The following is a 19,299-nucleotide window of genomic DNA, read 5'->3' as shown; positions in this document are numbered from 1 at the left end:
CGTCGGGCCGAACGGCCCGCGCCTCTCCGCGAACGCCATTGGAGGTCGTGCATGCGCGCCGCAGCTCCCGAGACGCCCTGCCTCGCGTTCCTGGAGGCCCTGCCGGTGGCGCAGCGCTGGCAGCGCGCCCGGGACTGGATCGCCCGCGCGCCGCGGCCGTTCTTCGCGCAGCTGCGCGCGCGGCGGACCGCCCTGGATTGCGGCGCGGCCATCCTGGTCGCCGGCCGCGCGGAGGTCGAGGAGATCCTGTCCCTGCCGCAGATCTTCTCCGTCGCGCTCTACAAGCCCAAGATGGGCGAGTTCATGCTGGCGCTCGACGGCACGGAGGTGAATTACCGCGACAAGGCGGTCATGCGCGCCGTGCTGTCCTGGCGCGACCTCCCGGCGATCCGCGACCTGGCGGGCGCCGTCACCGACGCGGCCCTCGACGCGGGCGGCGGGGCCATCGACGTCGTCGCGTCGCTCTCGCGCCTCGTGCCGCTGCGGATCGTGCAGCGCTTCTTCGGGTTCACGGCCCCGGATGCCGACCTTCTGCGCTGGTCGTACGCGAACCAGTTCGACCAGTTCAACAACCTCCCCTTCGACGAGCGCCCGGATGCCGAGGCGATCCGCGCGGCGGCGGATCGGGCGCGCCAGGAGATGCGGGCGGCGTTCGCCATGATCATCCCGGCGCGCGTCGCGGCGATCGAGGCCGGCGCCGATCTGCCCGACGACGTCCTGACCCGCCTGCTCCGGCTGCACCTGCCGGCGGCGACCGGCTTCGGCATGGACCGCGTCGTCATCAATGTCGGCGGCCTGCTGATCGGGGCCATCGAGACCACGTCGGAGGCCGTGGTGAACGCCCTCGCCGAGCTCCTCGGCCGGCCGCAGGTCCTCGGGGCCGCGCGCGCGGCCGCCCGGACCGGGCCCGCCGCCTTCGACGGCTACGTGTGGGAGGCGCTGCGCTTCGCGCCGATCGTCGCCTTCATGTTCCGCCAGGCGGAGGCCGACCACGTGCTCGGCCGGGGCAGCCCGGCCGAGAGCCGGATCGCGAAGGGCCGGATCGTCCTGCCCCTCAGCCTGTCGGCGATGTTCGACGCGACCGGCGTGCCCGAGCCGGACCGCTTCGATCCGACCCGCCCGGATCAGACCTATCTCCATTTCGGCCGGGGCCATCACGAGTGCCTCGGCCGCCACGTGGCGGGCGCGATGATCCCGGAGATCGTTCGGCGGATTCTTCTGCGCGACGCCGTGCGGGCCGAGGGCGCGGTCGAGGACGGGGGCACACCGTTTCCGACCGCGTTCCGGATCTCCTACGCCGGACGGTCGGCGGGGGCCGCCGAGCCCGGTTAGCCCGGCGCACGGACAGGACGCCGGTACCAGGAGCGCGATCGGTCGGGAGTCCGCGCCGCGCGACCGCGCGTCCGGACCCGGGGCGCCGCGTGCAGACCCGCCCGAGGGGCGCCCGGCCGCGCGGGCCGTCCCGTCAGAGCTTCGTCACCGCAGATCCCGGAGCATCGACATGGCATCCTTCACGGATTTTCAGGACGGCTACGAGCGGACCTGGGCGTCGCTGCAGATCCGGCCGGAGAAGCTCGCGACCGTGCGCAAGCTCGCGCAGCAGCTCGCCGCCGGCAAACCGCGCTACCTGGAGATCGAGGCGCGCACGGGCGTGCCCTGGTGGTTCATCGGGCTCTGCCACTACCGGGAATCGGCCTTCGATTTCGACACGTATCTCGGCAACGGACAGAAGCTCGGACGACGGACCACGATCGTCCCGAAGGGGCGCGGCCCCTTCACCGGGCCGCAGGCCTTCGTCGAAGGGGCGGTCGACGCGCTGCGCCTCCAGGGCCTGATCGGGGTCGGCGACTGGAGCGTCGCGCGCGCCCTCTACCGGCTCGAGGGCTTCAACGGCTACGGCTACCACGGCCGGGGCGTGAACTCGCCGTATCTCTGGGGCGGGTCGACGGCCTACGGGCCGCCGGGCGCGCGCGGCGGCAAGTTCGTGCGCGACCACGTCTTCGACCCGAACGTGGTCGACACGCAGATCGGCACCGCGGTGATCCTGCGGAGCCTCATCGACGTCGACGCCACGGTCGCGCTCGCGGCGCCGCGCGCCGTCGAGGCGGCCGTGTCCCGCGAGCCCGACGACGAACTCGCCGACAGCACGCTCTGGGTTCAGCAATCGCTCAATCGCCTCGGCGCGACGTCGCCCCTCGTCGAGGACGGCCGGAACGGGCCGCGGACCATGACGGCCGTCGCGACGTTCCAGGCGCGGTGCGGCCTGGACGATACCGGCCTCGCGGATGCGCGCACGATCGCCGCCATCCAGGAGGCGCTGCGGCCGGCGGCGCCGGACAACGCGGTGCTGGCGCGGATCCAGGACCTCGAGCGTCAGGTCGCCGCGAGGGCGGCCACCACGTTGCAACCCGCCCCGATGCAACCCACCCCGATGCAACCCACCCCGATGCACCCGGTGGTGATCGCGCCGGCCGCACCTGTGCCGGCCGCGCCGCCCGCGGATGTCGCGGCGCGGCTCGACGAACTCCTCCAGGCCCTGCGCCGACAGATCGACGGTGCGCGCCTCCCGACCGCGCCGATCTCGCCCGGCCCGCCCACCGCGCGTCCCGACGGCGCGGTCCTCGGGCCGGTCAACGGCGCGCTCGGGCAGACGATCGGGCAGCTGCTCTCCGGCAAGAAGTCGGCGATCGGCATCGTCGGCGCCGTCGTCACGCAGATCCTGTCGCAGGTGCCGCTCGGCACCGGTCTGGGCCAGGTGCTCGCGCAGCTCACGCCCGCCTTCGGGCTGAGCCCCTACACGATGCCGCTCTTCATCGGGCTGACGGCGTGGGGCGTGCTCGGGAAGTTCGAGAAGTGGAATGGGCGTGCGGGGACGGCGACAGCGTAGCGCGCGATCGGTGTCCGAGGAGGCAGGCGCTCACGACGCGCCGCGCCGGGGACGCTGCCTCCGGTAGGCGAAGGCCGCCGTGACCGGCGGCAGGGCCGCGAGCACGAAGCCAACGGCGCCGCGACCGGCCCGCTCCAGCGACGCGGCCACAGGCCCGGGCGGAAGGTCCGCGAGGCGGTGAACCGAGAGGCCGACACCCGCCGGCGATCCTACCAGCGATACGTGAGCGTCCCGAAGACGCTCCGGCGGAACCCCTCGAAGACGTAGCCGGTGTAGAAGCCCGACGTGAAGTACCGCTGGTCGAAGATGTTGTTGGCGTTCACCGACAGGACCGCGCCCTTCCAGGCCGGGTTCAGCTGGGCGAGGTCGTAGTTCAGCGAGGCGTCGACGAGGGCGTAGGCCGGGATGCGATCGACGTTGGTGGCGTCCGTCCGCTCGCCGACGTAGCGCACGCCTGCCCCCGCCCGGAAGCCGGCGAAGGGCGAGTTCAGCGGGAAGGTGTAGTCGGCGAACAGCGACAGGGTGTTGTCCGGCGCGTTCGGCAGGCGGTTGCCGACGAGCGCCGGGTTGGTCGCGTTCCGCGTGACCTTCGTGTTGAGGTGGGCGTAGCCTAAGATCAGGTTGAACCCGTCGAACAGGCTCGCCTTGCCCTCCAGTTCGAAGCCCCGCGATTCCGCCGCGCCGGTCACGATGAAGAAGCCGGGGTTGAGGGTATCGGCGAGGGGGATGTTGGTCTGCGTGATCTCGAAATACGACGCGGTGACGAGCGCGTTGGTGCCGGGCGGCTGCCACTTGACGCCGCCCTCGATCTGGCTGGCCTCGCGGGGCGGCAGCGCCGACCCGTCCGCCCGCTGGCCCGCGATCTGCGGGTTGAACGACGTCGAGTAGGCGGCGTAGGGCACGATTCCGGCGGCGAACTCGTAGCCCAGGGCGGCCCGGTAGCTCAGGGCCGAGAAGTTCTGGTTGTCGACCGTCGTCCGGTTGAGGGTCGCGACCGGCAGGTTCGGGAAGTTGAAGGTGGTTCGGACCTGCTGGTCGACCCAGTCGTTGCGCAGGCTGCCCGTGAGGATGAAGCCGTTCCACTTCATCTGGTCCTGAACGTAGGCGCCCGTCTGCTGCTGCAGCGCCCGGGTCGAGACGTTCGTCCGCTGCGGGAAGGCGATGCCGAGGTTGTAGACCGGATTGTACAGGTCGATCAGGCGGTTGGCGGCGTTCGTCGGGTAGCCGTTCGGGAAGGTCCGCGCGTCGCGGCGATAGTAGTTCTGGAAGCCGACGCCGAAGACGACGTCGTGCTGGATGTCCCAGGTGTCGAAGCGTCCCTGGACGTAGTTGTCGGTCAGGAGCCCCTGGCTCGACTGGTCGCGCAGGTACGGGAAGACCGAGACGGCCAGGAAGCCGGGCGGCGTGAAGGCCGGGCTGGCGCCGACCGCGTCGAATTTCGAGGTGGTCTCGTAGGCCCGGAAGGCGGAGTGCAGCAGCCATCCCGGCGCGAAGCTGTGGTCGAGGATGTAGCCGATCTCCTTGTTCTCCAGGAGGCCGGTGTTGAAGTTCGGCTGCCCGACGAACTGGCTGCGCGGGAAGAAGCCGCGCGCGCTCGGCAGGATCGAGCCGACGATCGGCAGGCTCTGCTCCGACCCGCCGCCGCGGTACTCGGCGTACTTGCCGAGGACCGTGAGGGCGGTGTCGGCGTCCGGCCGCCAGGTCAGCGCCGGGGCGATGAAGGTCCGGTCGTCCGGCGTGTACCTGACCTGGCTGTCGGCGCTGCGGACGAGACCGGTCACGCGATAGGCGAATTGCGGCGCCCCCTCGACCGGGCCGGACAGGTCGAAGCCGGCCTGGACGCGCCCGTAATTGCCGCCCTGGATGAACACCTCGTTGAACGGGACGAAGGTCGGGCGCTTCGAGACGAGGTTGATGATGCCGCCCGGCTGGCCCTGGCCGTAGAGCACCGAGATCGGCCCCTTCACGACGTCGATCCGCTCGTAGGCGTAGGGCTCGATGTTCTGGTCGAACGAGTTGAAGCCGTAGCGCAGGCCGTCCTCGTAGACGCTGTCGAAGTTGTTGGCGTTGAAGCCGCGCAGCGTGAAGGTCGGCCCGCCCTGCCCGCCGGGATAGTCGACGGCCTGGACGTTGGGCGTGTAGGCGACCGCGAGGTTGACGTCCTGCACGCCCCGGACATTCAGCTCGTCGCGGGTGATGACGCTGACGGTGGCGGGCGTCTCCAGGATGGAATCGTTGCCCTTCGAGCTCGCGGTGGACCGGGTCGCGACGAAGCCCGTCGTCCCGAATGTCGGCTGCTGGGCCTCGACCGAGAGCTCGTCGAGGGTGACGGACGCGGCGGCCGCCCCGACCGGCGTCGGCGCGTTCGAATCCCCCGGCGGCAGGGACGCCTGGGCGTAGCGCGGGTTCACGAGGGTGATCGTCGCGTGCTTCGCCGCGCGGTAGGTCAGCCCCGTCCCGTCGAGCAGCCGCGTCAGCGCCTCCAGGGGCAGGACGTCCCCCTCGACGCCCCGCGTCGCGAGGTTCTCGGTCAGCGCCGTCCGGTAGGCCAGCGACAGGCCCGTCTGCGCGATGAGGCTCGCCAGGGCCGGCTCGAGGGGACCGGGCGCGATCGAGAGCCGGACGCGCCGCGCCGAGAGCGCGCGCGGCGGCGCGGCGTCCCCGGTCGCGACGGGCACGATGTTGAGCCGTTCGCCGGCCCGCACGAAGGTCGGGGTGATCGACCGTTCCTGGGCGGCCGACGCCTGCCCGATCGCGATCAGGGACGCGCTCGCCAGAACCGCCCCGCGCCACGTGCCGCCCAGCGCACCGCCCAGCGCGCCGCCGAGATCCCACACCGCCATCCATGCCCCCGTTCCGCGGAGGGCGGCGCGCTTGGCGCGCGCTCTGCGGCCCTCACGGACGAACGACAATCGAGCCGCGAGACTCCTGACCTCCCCGCGCGGGTTTTTTTCGCCCCGTCAGGCCGGCGGCCTGACGAGGACGAGGTACGGGGTCAGGCGCGTGACGCGCAGGCCCATCGTCGCGGCCAGCACGTCGAGCGCTGCGTCGGTGTCGCGGATGTCGAGCGTCCCGCTGAAGCGCTGCGCGCCGAGCCCCGAACCGAGCAGGACGATGCGCCCGCGCCGATAGCGGTTCAGGTCGGCCACGACCGCGGCGAGGGGCTGCCCCGTGACGACGAGCTTGCCGTCCCGCCACGCCGTGGCGCGCCCGACATCGCCGCGCTCGACCATCAGGCGGCCGTCGGCGCTCCGCAGGGCCACCTCGCCGGCCCCGATGGTCACGGCGCCGGCGGATGTCGACGCGTCCACGCGCCCCTCCGCCACGCCGACCGGTTCGGCGTCCCCGCCGGCCCGGACGAAGAAGCGCGTCCCCACCGCGCGCACCCGCAGACCGCCGCCGTGGACCACGAAGGGCCGGCCGCTGTCGGGCACGACATCGAACACCGCCTCCCCGCGCAGCAGGTGGACGTCGCGCTCGGCGGCCGTGAAGTGCAGGGCCAGCGCCGTGTCGGTGTTGAGGGCGGCGCGGCTGCCGTCGGGGAGCCGCGTCGTCTCGATGTCCCCGATCCCGGTCCAGACATCGGCGCGGACGCGGTCGAGGAGCCCGCTCTCGTAGGCGACGAATCCCGACAGGCCCAGCGCCGCCGCGAGACCGACGAGGCGCGTCGGCGGCCGCCGCTTCCGCCGGCGCGTGCCGGGCACGGACCCGGCGACGCGCCGCCACGCCTCCATCTCCGCGTAGGCCTCGGCATGGGCCGGGTCGGCGGCGCGCCAGGCCTCGAAGGCCGCCCGGTCGGCGTCGGTCGCGTCGGGAGAGGACAGGCGAACCACCCAGAACGTGGCCTGCGCGTAGATCGGGTCGTCCGCGGCCTCGTCGTCGCCCGCGGGCCACCCCTCCTCCGCCATGTCGACCCGCCGCCCGCTCCGCCCGTCCGCCCTATGAAGACCATCGAGGCCGCGAACTCCTGACGTGCCGGATCAGAAAAATTCGTGGCACGCGCGGCGGATGTGCAGCAGCGCCTTGATGAGGTGCTTCTCGACCATGTTGCGGCTGACGCCGAGACGGGCGGCGACCGCCCCGTTCGAGAGGCCCTCGACGGTGCTGAGCAGGAACGTCTCCCGGCAGCGCGGCGGCAGCCCGTCGATCGCCGCCGCGACGAGACGCAGCTGCTCGCGGGCGATCACCTGCGTCTCGGTCTGCGCGCGGCCGTCCACGACGCTGGACAGCTCGAGATCGGTCATGGACCGGAACAGGCCGGCCTCGAACCGGCGGCGCTTGCCGAGATTGGCGGCGACGTTGCGGGCGAGGTGGAACAGGAACAGGCGCGGCTGCTCCAGGTCGGTGGTGGTGAGCGCCTTGACGAGACGGAGATACGTCTCCTGCGCGGCATCGGCGGCATCCGCGGGATTGCCGAGCTTGCGGAGCAGGAACCGCTGAAGGTTCAGGTTCTCACTGCGATGCAGGGCATCCACCGATACCGCCGCCATTACTCCAATCCTCAGATGTTCTCGCCCGTGCACAGTCGCGTGCGGCGTCCGGCGGATTAAAATAATATGGCCCTGGCGGGTGCAAGCGGATCAGATCTTTGTAGGGCCTCTAAACTGCGGCTGCTCAGTTCGGTCAAGCGGTTGTCTAGATGCGAGAAATGAATGGTCGGGCAGCAGGGCTTTAGACTGGAATAATTCTAGCGCTGACGGCTGTTTCCGGCGCCTGTTGCAAATCTGCGGCATGCGTCGGGAGCAGGGCGTTGGCGGGCCTCGCCTTCCGCCGCGCGCGGTCCGCCGAACGAGAACCGCGCCACCGCGGAGCGGGCTTCCGGTGAAGGCCGCGTGTCCGATTCCGCGACTGTTCGGGCGCCTCCCGTCGCGTATGGACCTGATCCGTCACTCGCGACGCGCCGCAGGTCATCGCCGGCAGCCGAGCCGGCGCGATCAGGCCCGCCCGGTCCCGCTGCACGCGGGCGCGGCTCGCGACCGCGGCTCAGACCTCACGGCGGCGCGGGCCGCGGTGACGAACGCGCAGAGGCCGACCCTGGCCGCGCTGCGCCCGCTCATTCGGCGAGCACGAAGACGAGGCCGAGGATCGCCACGAGCAGCGCTCCGCCCGCGAGGTCCTCACGCGGCTCCTCCGCGAAGCGCGCCGACCGGCTCGCGCTGGCAATCCCGGCTCCGACGAGCCCGAGGATCAGGAAGCCGAGGCCGAGCAGATCGGTCATCTGAACGGACGGTAGCATAGGTCGGTCCTCCGTCAGCGGTGGCTCTTACCCCTCTGGCCAAACCCAGTGCGCCTCGACGTGCGCGATCAGCCCGAGCGCGTGATCGCGGACGAGGACCGCGGCCCGATCCGCGTCGCGGGCCTGCAGGGCGGCGATGATGGCGGCATGCTCGCGCATCGAATCTTCGAGCCTCCCGGCCCGATGGAGGAACGCCGACCGGAGCGCCCGCATGTGGATGAACAGGTTGGTCGTGATCTCGACCATCAATCCGCAGCCGCCGAGACGGATGATCGTCCGATGAAAGTCGAGGTTGGCCTCGTCGTAGGCTCTCAGGTGATCGGGCAGAGTCGAGATCTCGAAATCTTCGAACGCCCTGCCGAGCGCGCGGAGATCGGGATCCGCGGCGTGCCGCGCGGCGGCATGGGCCGCCATGCCCTCGAGCGCGGCCCAGACGGTGATCATCTCGACGATCTCGCGCTTGGTCTTGCGCGTCACGAAGAGGCCACGGCGCGGCACCGTGCTCACGAAGCCCTCCCGCTCCAGGAGCGTCAGGGCTTCCCGGACTGGCGTGCGGCTGATGCCGAGATCCTGCGCGATCTGGTGTTCGTGCAGCCGGATCTGCGCCGAGCCGTCGTAGAGATCCATCGCCAGGATCGATTGCTTGATGCTGTCGTAGGCCTGCTCACGCAGGCTCACAGTCTGTCCGATCGAGGCTAGACCCAGGGAGGTCTCGGGAGGCTGCAGCACAGTCGAGCTCCGAAAACGCGAGAGGTGATTCTGGCCTCAGATCTTGGGAAGACGCCGGAGCGCGGCCGAGACGTCGGATGCGAGCGATGCGCCAGGAAGCCGTGCCTCACCCGATCGTCGGTATCCGTTCGAAGTTCCGGGATGGCTCGCGGCCACCGAGCGTTTCGGAGAGACGACGCGACGCGTGCTGGCAGCGCGCAACCCGCTCGACCGCCTCTCCCCCGGCTCCGGGTGTCCGGAGCCGGGGCATCGCGGGTCTGGCTCGGCCGCGGAGCGGCCGAGCCCGTCGCTCAGGCGTGCGCCAGCTTCAGAGCCGGGGCCGCCGCGTCGTTGTTGGCCGCGTGGTGCTGCTTGAGCATCGGCCGCAGCACCGCGATCGCCAGGACGGCGGCGATCAGGTCCATGGTCGCCACCGTGTACAGGACCGTCGCCCACGTACCGGTCGCCTGCATGATCAGGTTGCCCACCGGCACGAACAGCGCGGCGAAGCCCTTGGCGCAGTAGAGCACGCCGTAGATCTTGCCGATGTGCTTCGAGCCGAAGGTGTCGGCGGCGGTGGCACTGAACAGCGAGTAGACCTCGCCCCAGGCCAGGAACACCACACCGGACAGGATCACGAAGGCCCACGGGTTGGAGCCGAAGTACCCCAGCGCCACGATGCCGATGCCTTCCATCGCGAACGCGATGAACATCGTCTTCTCGCGCCCGATCCGGTCCGAGACGAAGCCGAAGAGGGGGCGCGAGATGCCGTTCATGATCCGGTCGAGCATCAGCGCGAAGGGCAGTGCCGCCATGGCGAAGAAGTACAGGTTGACCTGGAAGTTCTTCACCCCGAGATCCTGCGCGATCACGCCGAGCTGGGCCACGGCCATCAGGCCGCCCGTCACCGTGCAGGTGAACATCAGCAGCATCACGTAGAACACGGGGGTGCGCAGCGCCTCGCCCAGCGTGTAGTCGCGCCGCGACTGCAGGACCTTGGTGGAGAACGGCACCTGATCCTTGCGCGGGGCGCGCATGGCGACGGCGGCGGCGATGATGATGGCGCCCTGGATCAGGCCGAAGACGAAGAAGGCCTGGGCGTAGTTGCCGCTGTCGATCATCTTGGCGATCGGAAGGATGGTCAGCGCCGAGCCGGCGCCGTAGCCGCCCGCGGTGAGGCCGACCGCCAGGCCGCGCTTGTCCGGGAACCACTTGAGCGCGTTGTTGACGCAGGTGGCGTAGACGCAACCGACGCCGATGCCGCCGGCCACCGAGCCGAGGTAGAAGCCGCTCAAGCTGGTGGCGTAGGAGTTGATGACCCAGGCCAGGCCCGTCATCAGACCGCCGAACATCACGACGCGGCTAGGACCGTACTTGTCGATGAAGTAACCCTCGATCGGGGTCAGCCAGGTCTGGACGACGACGAAGATCGTGAAGGCGACCTGGATCGCGGCGCGGTCCCAACCGAAAGTCTTCTGGATCTCGGGAACGAACAGCGTCCAGGCATACTGGATGTTCGCCGCTGCAACCATGCAGATCACGCCGAGCACGATCTGCAGCCATCGATTGGTACTGGGTACTGCCGTAGCCGGCGTGGCATTTGGCATGGCCATGAGCTTCCTCCCTCGTCCCTGCGCTGACATTCGGCGACGTGCTATAGGATTGGCGTGCACGTCGGCGCATCGCTGGCCTCGCCGGAACCTTATGTCGGGCTCCGATATTGGCTCTGCGGCATGCATTATTCTGTGTGCCAGGATCTCATGGCAAGCAGAATAATTCATGCGTTTCGGCCGAGGGAGCGGGATTATAAGTCGTCGCCGCGCGTGCGGGCCCGTCGCGCGACCGGCTCCGGGTGTCGCGGACACCCGTCTCGGAGGTGCCGGCAGAGCCGGAGATTCTCCGTGCGGTGTCGGCCAGATCGCGGAATTTGACGGCGCGGTCGACCTGGCGGGCAAGTCCTGAACCGCGCCGGTCGAGGGGATCAGCCTGGACCGGAAGAGCCGGGGACGGAGCGAAGGCGAGGGCCGCGGGCGGGCGGAAATCCGCCCCGCACTGTCTCCAGGGCGAAGCTCCACCGACGCCGTTCGAGCCCGATCTGCGTCTCCGCGCGCGGCCATCGCTGTGGATAGGCGCGGGTTAGTGCGTCCGAGCCGACCAGCCACGCGGGTCGGACGGGCCGCCGGCGCCGGCCGACGATCCGGCGGGCGTGGCCTTGCGAGAGATCGCCTTCAAGGGATGGCGAAATCGACGACGAGGATGCCGTCCTCACCGTCCGCCGCCCGGACAAGCTTTGTGGCCGCGGCCACGTAGTCCGGGTGGCTCAGGTAGGCGTCTCGCTCGGTCGGACCCGCGAAGTCCATGACGAAGGCGTGGATGAACCCGGCCGAACGCCCCTCCGGGCTCACGTTCTTTCCGCCCGCATACGCCAGGATCAGTGGATCGCAGCGTCTCGATCGCGGGTATCACGGCGCCCGGGTCGTCATCGGCGACGGCGGGCGAGAAGCGGACGAGAACGATGTGGCGACCCGCGCGGTCAGGTCTCGCCACGCTCCGGCAACGCCCGGCACTCGTCCAGGCTCATCGGTCCTGCCGGATCCGCCTCCGCCGCAGCGCGGTCGCGCGGGCACGGCCAGGGTCGTGCCGAGCTCGGCGGTCCGAGCTCCGAGCGCCCCCGCGTCGAGCCTGACGCGATCGAGCGACGCGAGGCCCGCGAAGGGGGGGGTCTCCGGGGCCGGCGGGTCGCGGAGCGCGTCCGCGTCAGGGGATCAGCTTGCCGGGATTCATGAGGTTCCGGGGATCGATGGCGCGCTTGAGGGTCCGCATGAGGCCGAGCGCCTCCGGCCCGTGCTCGCTCTCCATGAAGCGCATCTTCTTCTGGCCGATCCCGTGCTCGCCCGTGCAGGTGCCGCCCAGGTCCAACGCGCGGGCGACGAGCCGGTCGAGGAAGCCGGCCACCGCGGACATCTCCTCGGGACTGTCGGCATCGACGAGCGGCAGGGTGTGGAAGTTGCCGTCGCCGACATGGCCGGCGATCGGCGCCGTGAGCCCGGTCGCGGCGATGTCGCGCTTCGTCGCCTCCACGCATTCCGCGAGCCGCGAGATCGGCACGCAGACGTCGGTCGACATGTTCTTGATCGTGGGACCGGGCCGCAGCGCGACCGCGGCCCAGTACACGTCGTGGCGCGCCTGCCAGAGGCGCGCGCGCTCGTCGGCCCCGGTCGCCCAGTCGAACGGGCCGCCGCCGAGCTCGGCGGCGATCTCGCCGAACCGCTCGGCCTGCTCGCGCGCGCCCGCGTCCGTGCCGTGGAACTCGACCAGGAGCAGCGGGGTCTCCGGCAGGGTGAGCTTCGAGTAGCGGTTGCAGGCCGCGACCTGCACCTCGTCGAGCAGCTCGATGCGCGCGACCGGGATGCCGGATTGGATCGTCAGGATCGTGGCATCGCAGGCCGCCTGGATCGAGGGGAACGGGCAGATGCCCGCCGAGATCGCCTCGGGGATGCCGTGCAGGCGCAGCGTGACCTCGGTGATGATCCCGAGGGTGCCCTCCGAGCCGATGAGGAGCCGGGTGAGATCGTAGCCGGCCGACGACTTGCGCGCCCGCCGGGCGGTCGTGACGATGTCGCCGTTCGGCATCACCGCGGTGAGCGCGAGCACCGCGTCCTTCATCGTCCCGTAGCGCACGGCGTTGGTGCCCGACGCCCGCGTCGCCGCCATCCCGCCGATCGTGGCGTCCGCCCCGGGATCGATGGGGAAGAACAGGCCGGTATCGCGCAGGTACTCGTTCAGCGCCCTGCGGGTGACGCCGGCCTCGACCGTGCAGTCGAGGTCGTCGGCATTGACCGCGCGGACGCGATTCATCGCGCCCGTGTCGATCGAGACGCCGCCGAACGGCGCGTTGACGTGGCCCTCGAGGGAGGTGCCGACGCCGTAGGGCACGATCGGCACGTCGCGCTCCGCGCAGGCGCGCACGACGGCCTGCACCTCCGCGGTGGAGTGCGGGAAGACCACGAGGTCCGGCGGCTCGCACGGCGCCCAGGTGAGCTGATTGGCGTGCTGCTCGCGCACGGCCCGGCTCGCCGTCACCCGGTCCCCGAGCACGGCCCGCAAGGCCTCGGTGAGACCCGCGATCGTCGCCGCGTCCGGGCGGGCGCGGGGGGCGGGAGCGGGTGCGTTCATGGGCTGCTCCGATGGGTTCGAACCGGCGCGTCGCCGGCGACGGCGTGTGTCCGGGGTCGCGCGGCCCCGCAACACCGCCTCCGCCGGGACGACATTCCGAGGCTGCCATAGGTCGAACGGCCGCCGCCCGCCACCCGGGCGCGGCCGGGCGGCGGCGCGGTATCTTGCCCCCGGTCGCGTCTGCTCCGCCGCGTCTACTCCGCCGCGTCTACTCCGCCGCGTCTACTCCGCCGCCTGCGCACCGCGCGCCGCGGCCTGCTCCAGGTCCCGGTCGTGGGAGAGGCAGAGGACCGTCACCATGGCGGCGAGGCCGGCCGCCGCGATGAGGAGGAGGCCGCCCGTGAAGGTGCCGGTGGCATCCTTGATCGCGCCGACCGCGTAGGGGGCGGCGAAGCCGGAGAGGTTGCCGAGGGCGTTGATGATGGCGATCCCGCCGGCCGCCGCGGCGCCGGACAGGTAGGCGGTGGGCAGCGTCCAGATCACCGGGAGGCCGCCGAAGATGCCGAAGGCCGAGACGCTGAACAGGGCCATCTTGGCGTAGGGATCGGAGACCAGCGCCGCCGCGGCCGTGCCGCCGGCCGCGAGCAGGAGCGCGAAGGCCGCGTGCCCCTTGCGCTCGCCCCTGCGGTCCGAGGAGCGTCCGAGGACGAGCATGCCGACGATCCCGATCGCGAAGGGGATGAGGCTGACCAGACCCGTCTGGAAGTTCGTGAGGTCGAAGCCCTTCACGATCTGCGGCAGGAAGAAGCTGAGCCCGTAGAGCAGCGCCACGTTGCCGAAATAGACGAAGGCGACGGCGAGCACGCGCCGGTCGAGGAGCGCTTCCGTGACGCTGTAGCGGCGGGCGGATTCGCGCGCCCGCCGCTCCTGCGCGAGGCGCTCGGTGAGCCAGGCGCGCTCGTCCTCGGGCAGCCAGGCCGCCTGCGCCGGCCGGTCGGTCAGGAAGGCCAGGACGACGCCGGCGAAGATGACGGCGGGCAGGGCCTCGAGGACGTAGAGCCACTGCCACCCCCTGAAGCCCCAGACCCCGTCGAGGCCCAGCAGCGCCCCCGAGACCGGCGAGCCGATGACGCTCGAGAGCGGGATCGCGGCCATGAAGGTGCTGATGATCCGCCCGCGGTATCGCGCGGGGAACCACAGCGTGAGGTAGAAGATGATGCCGGGGAAGAACCCGGCCTCGGCGGCGCCCAGCAACAGGCGCACGGCGTAGAAGCTCTTCTCGCCGACGATGAAGGCCATCGCGCCCGACAGGAGCCCCCAGGTCAGCATGATGCGGGCGATCCACACCCGCGCCCCGACCCGCTCCAGGAACAGGTTCGAGGGCACCTCGAAGACGAAGTAGGTCAGGAAGAAGATGCCGGCCCCGAGCCCGTAGGCCGTGGCGGAGATGCCGAGGTCCCGGTTCATGGTCAGCGCGGCGAAGCCGACATTGACCCGGTCGAGATAGGAGATGAAGTAGCAGGTGATCAGGAGGGGCAGGAGCCGCCTGCTGACCCGCCGGATGGCGCGCGCTTCCAAATCCATCCAACGCCCTCCCTCGAGGTTCCGGAACGGGCGCACGGCGCCCGGTCCGACCGGTTCTCCGGTCGGTTTGCGGGAGACATAGCCGGGCGGTCGGCGCCCCGATAGCCGAGGACGCGGTGCGCCGCGTCGGGACGATCCCGCGGCGAGGCCCGCGCGACGCCGTCCCGGCGCCGCGCCTACGCGCCGGTGCGGGATCCGGCCCCGCCACGACCGAGCGCGTCGAGCAGGAGGTCCACGACGGCCCGGGGCTGCTCCTGCTGCACCCAGTGCCCCGCCCCCGCCACGAAGTGGCAGCCGAGCAGGCCCGCGCCGGCGGCCTCCTCCATGCGCTCCAGCGCCCCCGGCACTTGGAACGGCCCCCAGTCGCTCGCCCCGGACACGAACAGGAGGGGGACCTCGATCCGCCGGCCGGCGAACCGCGCGAGGTCGCGGTCGATGCTGCCATCCATGCGGCACCGGTAGCCCTGAAGCGCGCCCTGGAAGCCGGAACGCGCGTACTCGGCGGCGTAGACGGCGAGCTCCGCGTCCGTCAGCCAGGCGCAGTCCGCGCCGCCCCGCGGCGGCATCTCCGGCGCCACGGTCGCGGGCATCGTCCGGCCCTGATCCATCACGTAGTAGGTCGGCATCTCGGCGAGGGCCTCGGCCGTCCAGCCGGCGAGCGCGCGGGGCCGGTTGTCCGGCCAGTCCGCGCTCTTGTGGTGGAAATAGGCGCGCAGGAACGCGGCGAGACCCTGCGGACTGCGCTCCATGTCGGCGGCGGCGCGGCGCGACGCGTAGTAGAGGTGGTAGTGCGTGCGCGGCCGCGGCAGGGCGGCCAGCGCCGCGTGGATCGGGTCGTCGGCCGGGGTCCGGAGGCCGCGGGCCAGGGCGTCGAGCCCCGGCGCCCCGGCGAAGGGCGCGCTCATGAGGGCGACCAGGCCGAAGAGATCGGGCCGCGCCAGAGCGCAGTAGCCGCAGACCCAGGACCCGTAATCGTGCCCGACGAGCGCCGCGACCCTGTCGCGCTTCAGGGCGCTCGTCAGGCACAGCAGGTCGAGGAGATGGTTGTGCAGGCGGTAGGGCGCGAGGTCGTCCGCGAAGGTGACCGGCGCGTCCGCGGTGCGGCCGTAGCCCCGGAGGTCGGGGGCGACGACGTGGCAGCCCGCCGCGGCCAGGGCCGGCATGACCTTCCGCCAGGAAAAGGCGATCTCGGGGAAGCCGTGCACCAGCAGGACGAGGGGGCGGCCGGGATCGGCCTCGCCCGCCTCGAGCACGTGCATGCGCAGGCCGTTGACGCCCTCGACGAAGCGGGCGCGGATCCCGGCCGGGAGCGCGGCCGGGTCGAGCGGGGGCAGGACGTTCGTGACCATCGCCGCGCGCTCCCGTGTCGATCGTTCGACGGCCGTTGACCGTACACGGTCGCCGATCCGACCGCGACATCCGGCCCGCGCGGGCCGGCCCGGCGCCACGTCCGCGCCCGATCGGCGCGCGGCCGAACCGTCAGGCCGTCAGGGCGGCGCGGGCCTCACGGTGCGCGGCCTCGGCCCGCCACGCGTCGCGCTCGGCCTCCAACCCCTGGATCCGGGCATGGAGTTGCCCGGCATCGATGGCCGTCTCCATCAGCATGTCCTGCGCGCCGGCGAGCTGCTCGCGCAGCTCGGAATTCTCGGTCACGAGGGTCAACAGGATCGCCGCCACGTCGTCGCCCATTCGTCCACCTGCCTCACCGTCCGGGGTCGCGGCTGGTAGGACCGGCATGGTTACCGCCCCGGAAAGGATGGCGGCCGGGCGGCCGCGCCGGAGCTCCTGTCCACAGCAGGATTGCGCCGACCGCCGGGACGACGCCCGCGGGCCACTCCGCCACGGCCGCGCGGCGAGCCTGACGCGCGCCGCCGCGACGCGGTCGCAGGAACAATCATCCGTGCGGGAAGATGCCGTCATGCGCACCCCGCGCGAACGGAGCTGCTCGCATGTTCATGAAGCTCGACCGCCTTCAGGCCGAACTGCCACAGCCGAAGAAGCCCGATCCCAACGCGGCGGCCGCGCTGCAGGAGCTGCTCGGCGGCAAGTACGGTGAGATGTCGACCCTCGGGAACTACATGTTCCAGAGCTTCAACTTCCGCAACAAGTCGAAGCTGCGCCCCTTCTACAGCCTGGTGTCGAGCATCTTCGCCGAGGAGCTCGGGCACGTGGAGCTGGTCTCGACCGGCATCGCGATGCTCAACAACGGCCCGGGCGACGACACCGAGGAGGTCGACGTCTCGAAGGCCCCGTTCCACGACATGCAGGACATCCGGCTCGCCGGCAGCTTCCTGAGCAACGGCGGCGGCGCCACGCCGATCAACTCCAACGCGCAGTCCTGGAACGTCGACATGGTCACGACGACGGGCAACATCATCATCGACCTGCTGCACAACTTCCACTTGGAATGCGGCGCGCGCCTGCACAAGCTGCGCGTCTACGAGACCCTGAAGGATCCGACCGGCCGGGAGGTCTGCGGCTACCTGCTCGTGCGCGGCTCCGTGCACGCGCACGCCTACGCGCTGGCGCTCAAGAAGCTGACCGGCGTCGAGATCGAGAAGATGCTGCCGACCCCGAACATCGTTCTCGACAAGATTCCGGAATGCCAGAAGTACCTGCAGGAGGGCTCGCACCGGCGCCTCTACCGCTTCAGCCCGGACGACTACAAGGAAGCGGCCGGCGTCTGGTCGAACGACGAGGTCGCGCTGCCGGGCGATCCGCCCGGCAACCTCGAGGTCGTCGACGGCCTGCCGGAGGGCGGCAAGATCCCGGAACTCGACGGCAATTACGGGGCTTTCGCGCCCAACTACGCCCCCGAGGAGATCTTCGAGATCGCGAGCAAGCTCTACAAGAAGGGGCGCTGAGCCGTGCGGAGCCCCGCGGCCTCAGGGTCGTGGGGCACGCCGTCCCCGGTCAGTACCAGTCGTCGTCGTCGGCGAGCGATCCCGGCGGCAGGGGGTCGTCCCCCATCACCCCGGGATCCCCGTAGTTGAACGGAGGTCCGTCGAAGCCGACGACGCCGTCCGGATTGTCCGGCGTCACGTTGGGATCGACCTTCAACTCGGTATCGCCGCGCCCGAGCCGTTGATCGAGACGATCCATGCGCTTGAGATCCCGCTGGATCGGGATGTCCTGCTGGGCCTGCGCGACGATCGCGGGGCTCGCCAGGGCGAATACCAGAGCGGCGACGGTCAAGCGTGTCATGGCAATCGGCCTTTCGCGTCCAGGCGCGCTCCTGGCGTCGATGCATACCGTGGACGCACCACCGAGCATAGCATTGACGGCCGTCAACACTAATCGTGTGTGCATGTCGGCCGGCCACGCCCGGGGCCAGATCGCGTCGCCGCCCGGCGCGACCGGATCGAGATCTGCCGCCGCGCTGCGACGCGCGCTCCCCGCCAGCCCTCGCGGAACGCCGGCAGGCCTGCGGGCGTCTCGCCGGCCGGGCCGCGAGCGCCCGGCGGGTCAGCGGGTCAGGCGGCCGGCCGTGACGCCCGCGTGCGGGCCGGCGGAGCGGCTGGCCGGCACGGGCCGATGGTAGGTCACGGAGATCTCGGGCAGCATCACGTCGGTGCTGTCGGACAGGCCGTGCCGCGCGGCGGATCCTTGCTCGGCGGATCCTTGCGCGGCGGCGGGCGTCGCGAGGGCCGCGACGAGGGCGGCGGCGGCGAACATGCGGAGGGTCATGGCAAACCTCTATGACTTCGGCACGAAGTCATCCGGTCCACTGTCGCGAGTGAGGAAGATCGTCGTTCTGGCGGTCTTGATCGCCTCGGCTTTGTCGGGCCGAATGTCACCGTTCAACATGGACATTAGGCCGATGGTTGCCGCGAATGCGTGCTACGGCGCACAATCGACAGTATCGGCCCGAGCCTGACGTCTATTCGAGGCGGCAGACCGATATCTTCGCGGCCGCGCCCGGCAGAACGGCCCGATCCGGCGCGACGGCGGCCGGGGCCCCGGAGCGGTCGCGGGTGCGCCGGAGCGCTCCCGCCGGGACATGGTGGACGGGCGTTCGCTTTCCGTACTCATGTGGCATCGGAGTGGCAGTCAGCGCGCGCCGGCTCCGCTACGGTGCGGACGTCTCCATGAGGCACCCGCGATGCTCATCCCCGTCCTGACCGTCCGCCGCATCCTCATACTGGGGCTCGTGGTCGTCGCCCTCGTCGCGCTCGCGGACGGCGTGGCCCGTCATGAGCTGCGCACGGCCACGCGGGCGATGACCCTTGCCGACGCGGCCCCGCAGGCGGATCGCGCGTCCGATGAGTAGGCGGTCGCCCGTCGCGGCGGTCCTCGCGCTCCTCGCCGCCATCGCCGCTGCCCAGCCCGCCGCGGCGCTGGCATCGGAGCCGGCCGACCTGCCAGGCCTGGAGCGCGCTTGGCACGGCTGCGTCCGCGCGGCCTTCGACCAGCAGCCGGCGCACCGGAGCAAGCCCGGCCGGGAGCGGAGCGCCCTGGACACGTGCAAGCCGCAGGAGGACGCCTACGTGGCCGCCCTGATGGAAGCTCGGCCGATCGACGCGAACCGCCCTGCCCTGGCCTGGGCGCGGACCTGGATGGCCTACGTGGTGGATCCCCTGAGGGACTGGATCGCCGCGCTGCATCGCTGAGCCAGCCGCCCCACCCGTGATCGGGCGGGGCCCGGTCGCGGACGGGCGGGACCGGCGCGCCCTTCACCGGGCGGGAGTCGCCGCCGCGAACCGCGACCGGTCGCGGGCATTCGGCCGGCGCATCGGGCGTCCGGGCAGGGCGAGACGCCCGCAGGTCT

Annotated in this window: 18 protein-coding genes; 5 read left to right on the top strand and 13 right to left on the bottom strand. The window is 71.3% G+C overall.

Annotated elements, in window-relative coordinates:
* The first annotated feature begins 51 nt into the window (after window positions 1-51).
* Both LOK46_RS31670 and LOK46_RS31665 read left to right on the top strand, forming a co-directional pair.
* Complete coding sequence (locus LOK46_RS31670) at window positions 52-1,332, top strand: cytochrome P450 (protein ID WP_273564849.1); 1,281 nt, start codon at window positions 52-54, stop codon at window positions 1,330-1,332.
* Between the two features lie 169 nt (window positions 1,333-1,501).
* Window positions 1,502-2,887: a peptidoglycan-binding protein gene (locus tag LOK46_RS31665; protein ID WP_273564848.1), complete on the top strand. Its 1,386-nt coding sequence runs from the start codon at window positions 1,502-1,504 to the stop codon at window positions 2,885-2,887.
* 209 nt (window positions 2,888-3,096) lie between these two features.
* On the opposite strand, the gene LOK46_RS31660 is transcribed toward LOK46_RS31665, so the two are convergent.
* From LOK46_RS31660 to LOK46_RS31610, 11 genes are all read right to left on the bottom strand, one after another.
* On the bottom strand, window positions 3,097-5,730 hold the full coding sequence (locus LOK46_RS31660; RefSeq protein ID WP_273564847.1) for a TonB-dependent siderophore receptor: 2,634 nt from the start codon (window positions 5,728-5,730) through the stop codon (window positions 3,097-3,099).
* Between the two features lie 117 nt (window positions 5,731-5,847).
* Window positions 5,848-6,795, bottom strand: coding sequence for a FecR family protein (locus tag LOK46_RS31655; protein WP_273564846.1), 948 nt, complete (start codon window positions 6,793-6,795; stop codon window positions 5,848-5,850).
* A 72-nt stretch (window positions 6,796-6,867) separates the two neighbouring features.
* Window positions 6,868-7,377, bottom strand: coding sequence for an RNA polymerase sigma factor (locus LOK46_RS31650; RefSeq protein ID WP_273564845.1), 510 nt, complete (start codon window positions 7,375-7,377; stop codon window positions 6,868-6,870).
* A 563-nt stretch (window positions 7,378-7,940) separates the two neighbouring features.
* Complete coding sequence (locus LOK46_RS31645; protein ID WP_273564844.1) at window positions 7,941-8,123, bottom strand: hypothetical protein; 183 nt, start codon at window positions 8,121-8,123, stop codon at window positions 7,941-7,943.
* 27 nt (window positions 8,124-8,150) lie between these two features.
* Entirely contained in the window at window positions 8,151-8,852 is a 702-nt protein-coding gene (locus tag LOK46_RS31640) for a GntR family transcriptional regulator (protein WP_273564843.1), read from the bottom strand.
* Window positions 8,853-9,142: 290 nt separating this feature from the next.
* Window positions 9,143-10,363, bottom strand: coding sequence for an oxalate/formate MFS antiporter (oxlT, locus tag LOK46_RS31635; RefSeq protein ID WP_273564842.1), 1,221 nt, complete (start codon window positions 10,361-10,363; stop codon window positions 9,143-9,145).
* A gap of 696 nt (window positions 10,364-11,059) precedes the next feature.
* Window positions 11,060-11,236, bottom strand: coding sequence for a Dabb family protein (locus LOK46_RS31630; RefSeq protein WP_273564841.1), 177 nt, complete (start codon window positions 11,234-11,236; stop codon window positions 11,060-11,062).
* A gap of 352 nt (window positions 11,237-11,588) precedes the next feature.
* Window positions 11,589-13,007, bottom strand: a complete 1,419-nt coding sequence (locus LOK46_RS31625; RefSeq protein ID WP_273564840.1) for an FAD-binding oxidoreductase — start codon at window positions 13,005-13,007, stop codon at window positions 11,589-11,591.
* 222 nt (window positions 13,008-13,229) lie between these two features.
* Window positions 13,230-14,531: an MFS transporter gene (locus tag LOK46_RS31620; protein WP_273564839.1), complete on the bottom strand. Its 1,302-nt coding sequence runs from the start codon at window positions 14,529-14,531 to the stop codon at window positions 13,230-13,232.
* 176 nt (window positions 14,532-14,707) lie between these two features.
* Complete coding sequence (locus LOK46_RS31615; protein WP_273564838.1) at window positions 14,708-15,880, bottom strand: alpha/beta fold hydrolase; 1,173 nt, start codon at window positions 15,878-15,880, stop codon at window positions 14,708-14,710.
* A 130-nt stretch (window positions 15,881-16,010) separates the two neighbouring features.
* The gene (locus LOK46_RS31610) at window positions 16,011-16,220 is read right to left on the bottom strand and encodes a hypothetical protein (RefSeq protein ID WP_056524222.1); all 210 of its coding nucleotides are present in this window, start codon (window positions 16,218-16,220) and stop codon (window positions 16,011-16,013) included.
* A gap of 260 nt (window positions 16,221-16,480) precedes the next feature.
* On the opposite strand from LOK46_RS31610, the gene LOK46_RS31605 reads away from it, so the two are divergent.
* Window positions 16,481-17,395, top strand: a complete 915-nt coding sequence (locus tag LOK46_RS31605) for a manganese catalase family protein (RefSeq protein WP_273564837.1) — start codon at window positions 16,481-16,483, stop codon at window positions 17,393-17,395.
* Between the two features lie 49 nt (window positions 17,396-17,444).
* Here the strand turns inward: LOK46_RS31605 and LOK46_RS31600 are convergent, their stop codons facing one another.
* Window positions 17,445-17,735 (bottom strand): hypothetical protein, encoded by a 291-nt coding sequence (locus tag LOK46_RS31600; RefSeq protein ID WP_273564836.1) that lies wholly within the window; start codon window positions 17,733-17,735, stop codon window positions 17,445-17,447.
* 261 nt (window positions 17,736-17,996) lie between these two features.
* Window positions 17,997-18,218: a hypothetical protein gene (locus LOK46_RS31595; RefSeq protein WP_273564835.1), complete on the bottom strand. Its 222-nt coding sequence runs from the start codon at window positions 18,216-18,218 to the stop codon at window positions 17,997-17,999.
* A 415-nt stretch (window positions 18,219-18,633) separates the two neighbouring features.
* Between LOK46_RS31595 and LOK46_RS31590 the strand changes: the two genes are divergently transcribed.
* A complete protein-coding gene (locus tag LOK46_RS31590; RefSeq protein ID WP_273564834.1) occupies window positions 18,634-18,801 on the top strand; it encodes a hypothetical protein in 168 nt (55 codons plus the stop codon).
* A complete protein-coding gene (locus LOK46_RS31585) occupies window positions 18,794-19,141 on the top strand; it encodes a hypothetical protein (protein ID WP_273564833.1) in 348 nt (115 codons plus the stop codon). The genes LOK46_RS31590 and LOK46_RS31585 overlap by 8 nt, the downstream gene beginning before the upstream one ends.
* Window positions 19,142-19,299 lie beyond the last annotated feature (158 nt).

This window comes from Methylobacterium sp. NMS14P, from assembly GCF_028583545.1.
Taxonomy (GTDB): domain Bacteria; phylum Pseudomonadota; class Alphaproteobacteria; order Rhizobiales; family Beijerinckiaceae; genus Methylobacterium.
Note: the sequence above shows the minus strand (reverse complement) of the source record. Positions and strands in the feature narration are given on the sequence as shown.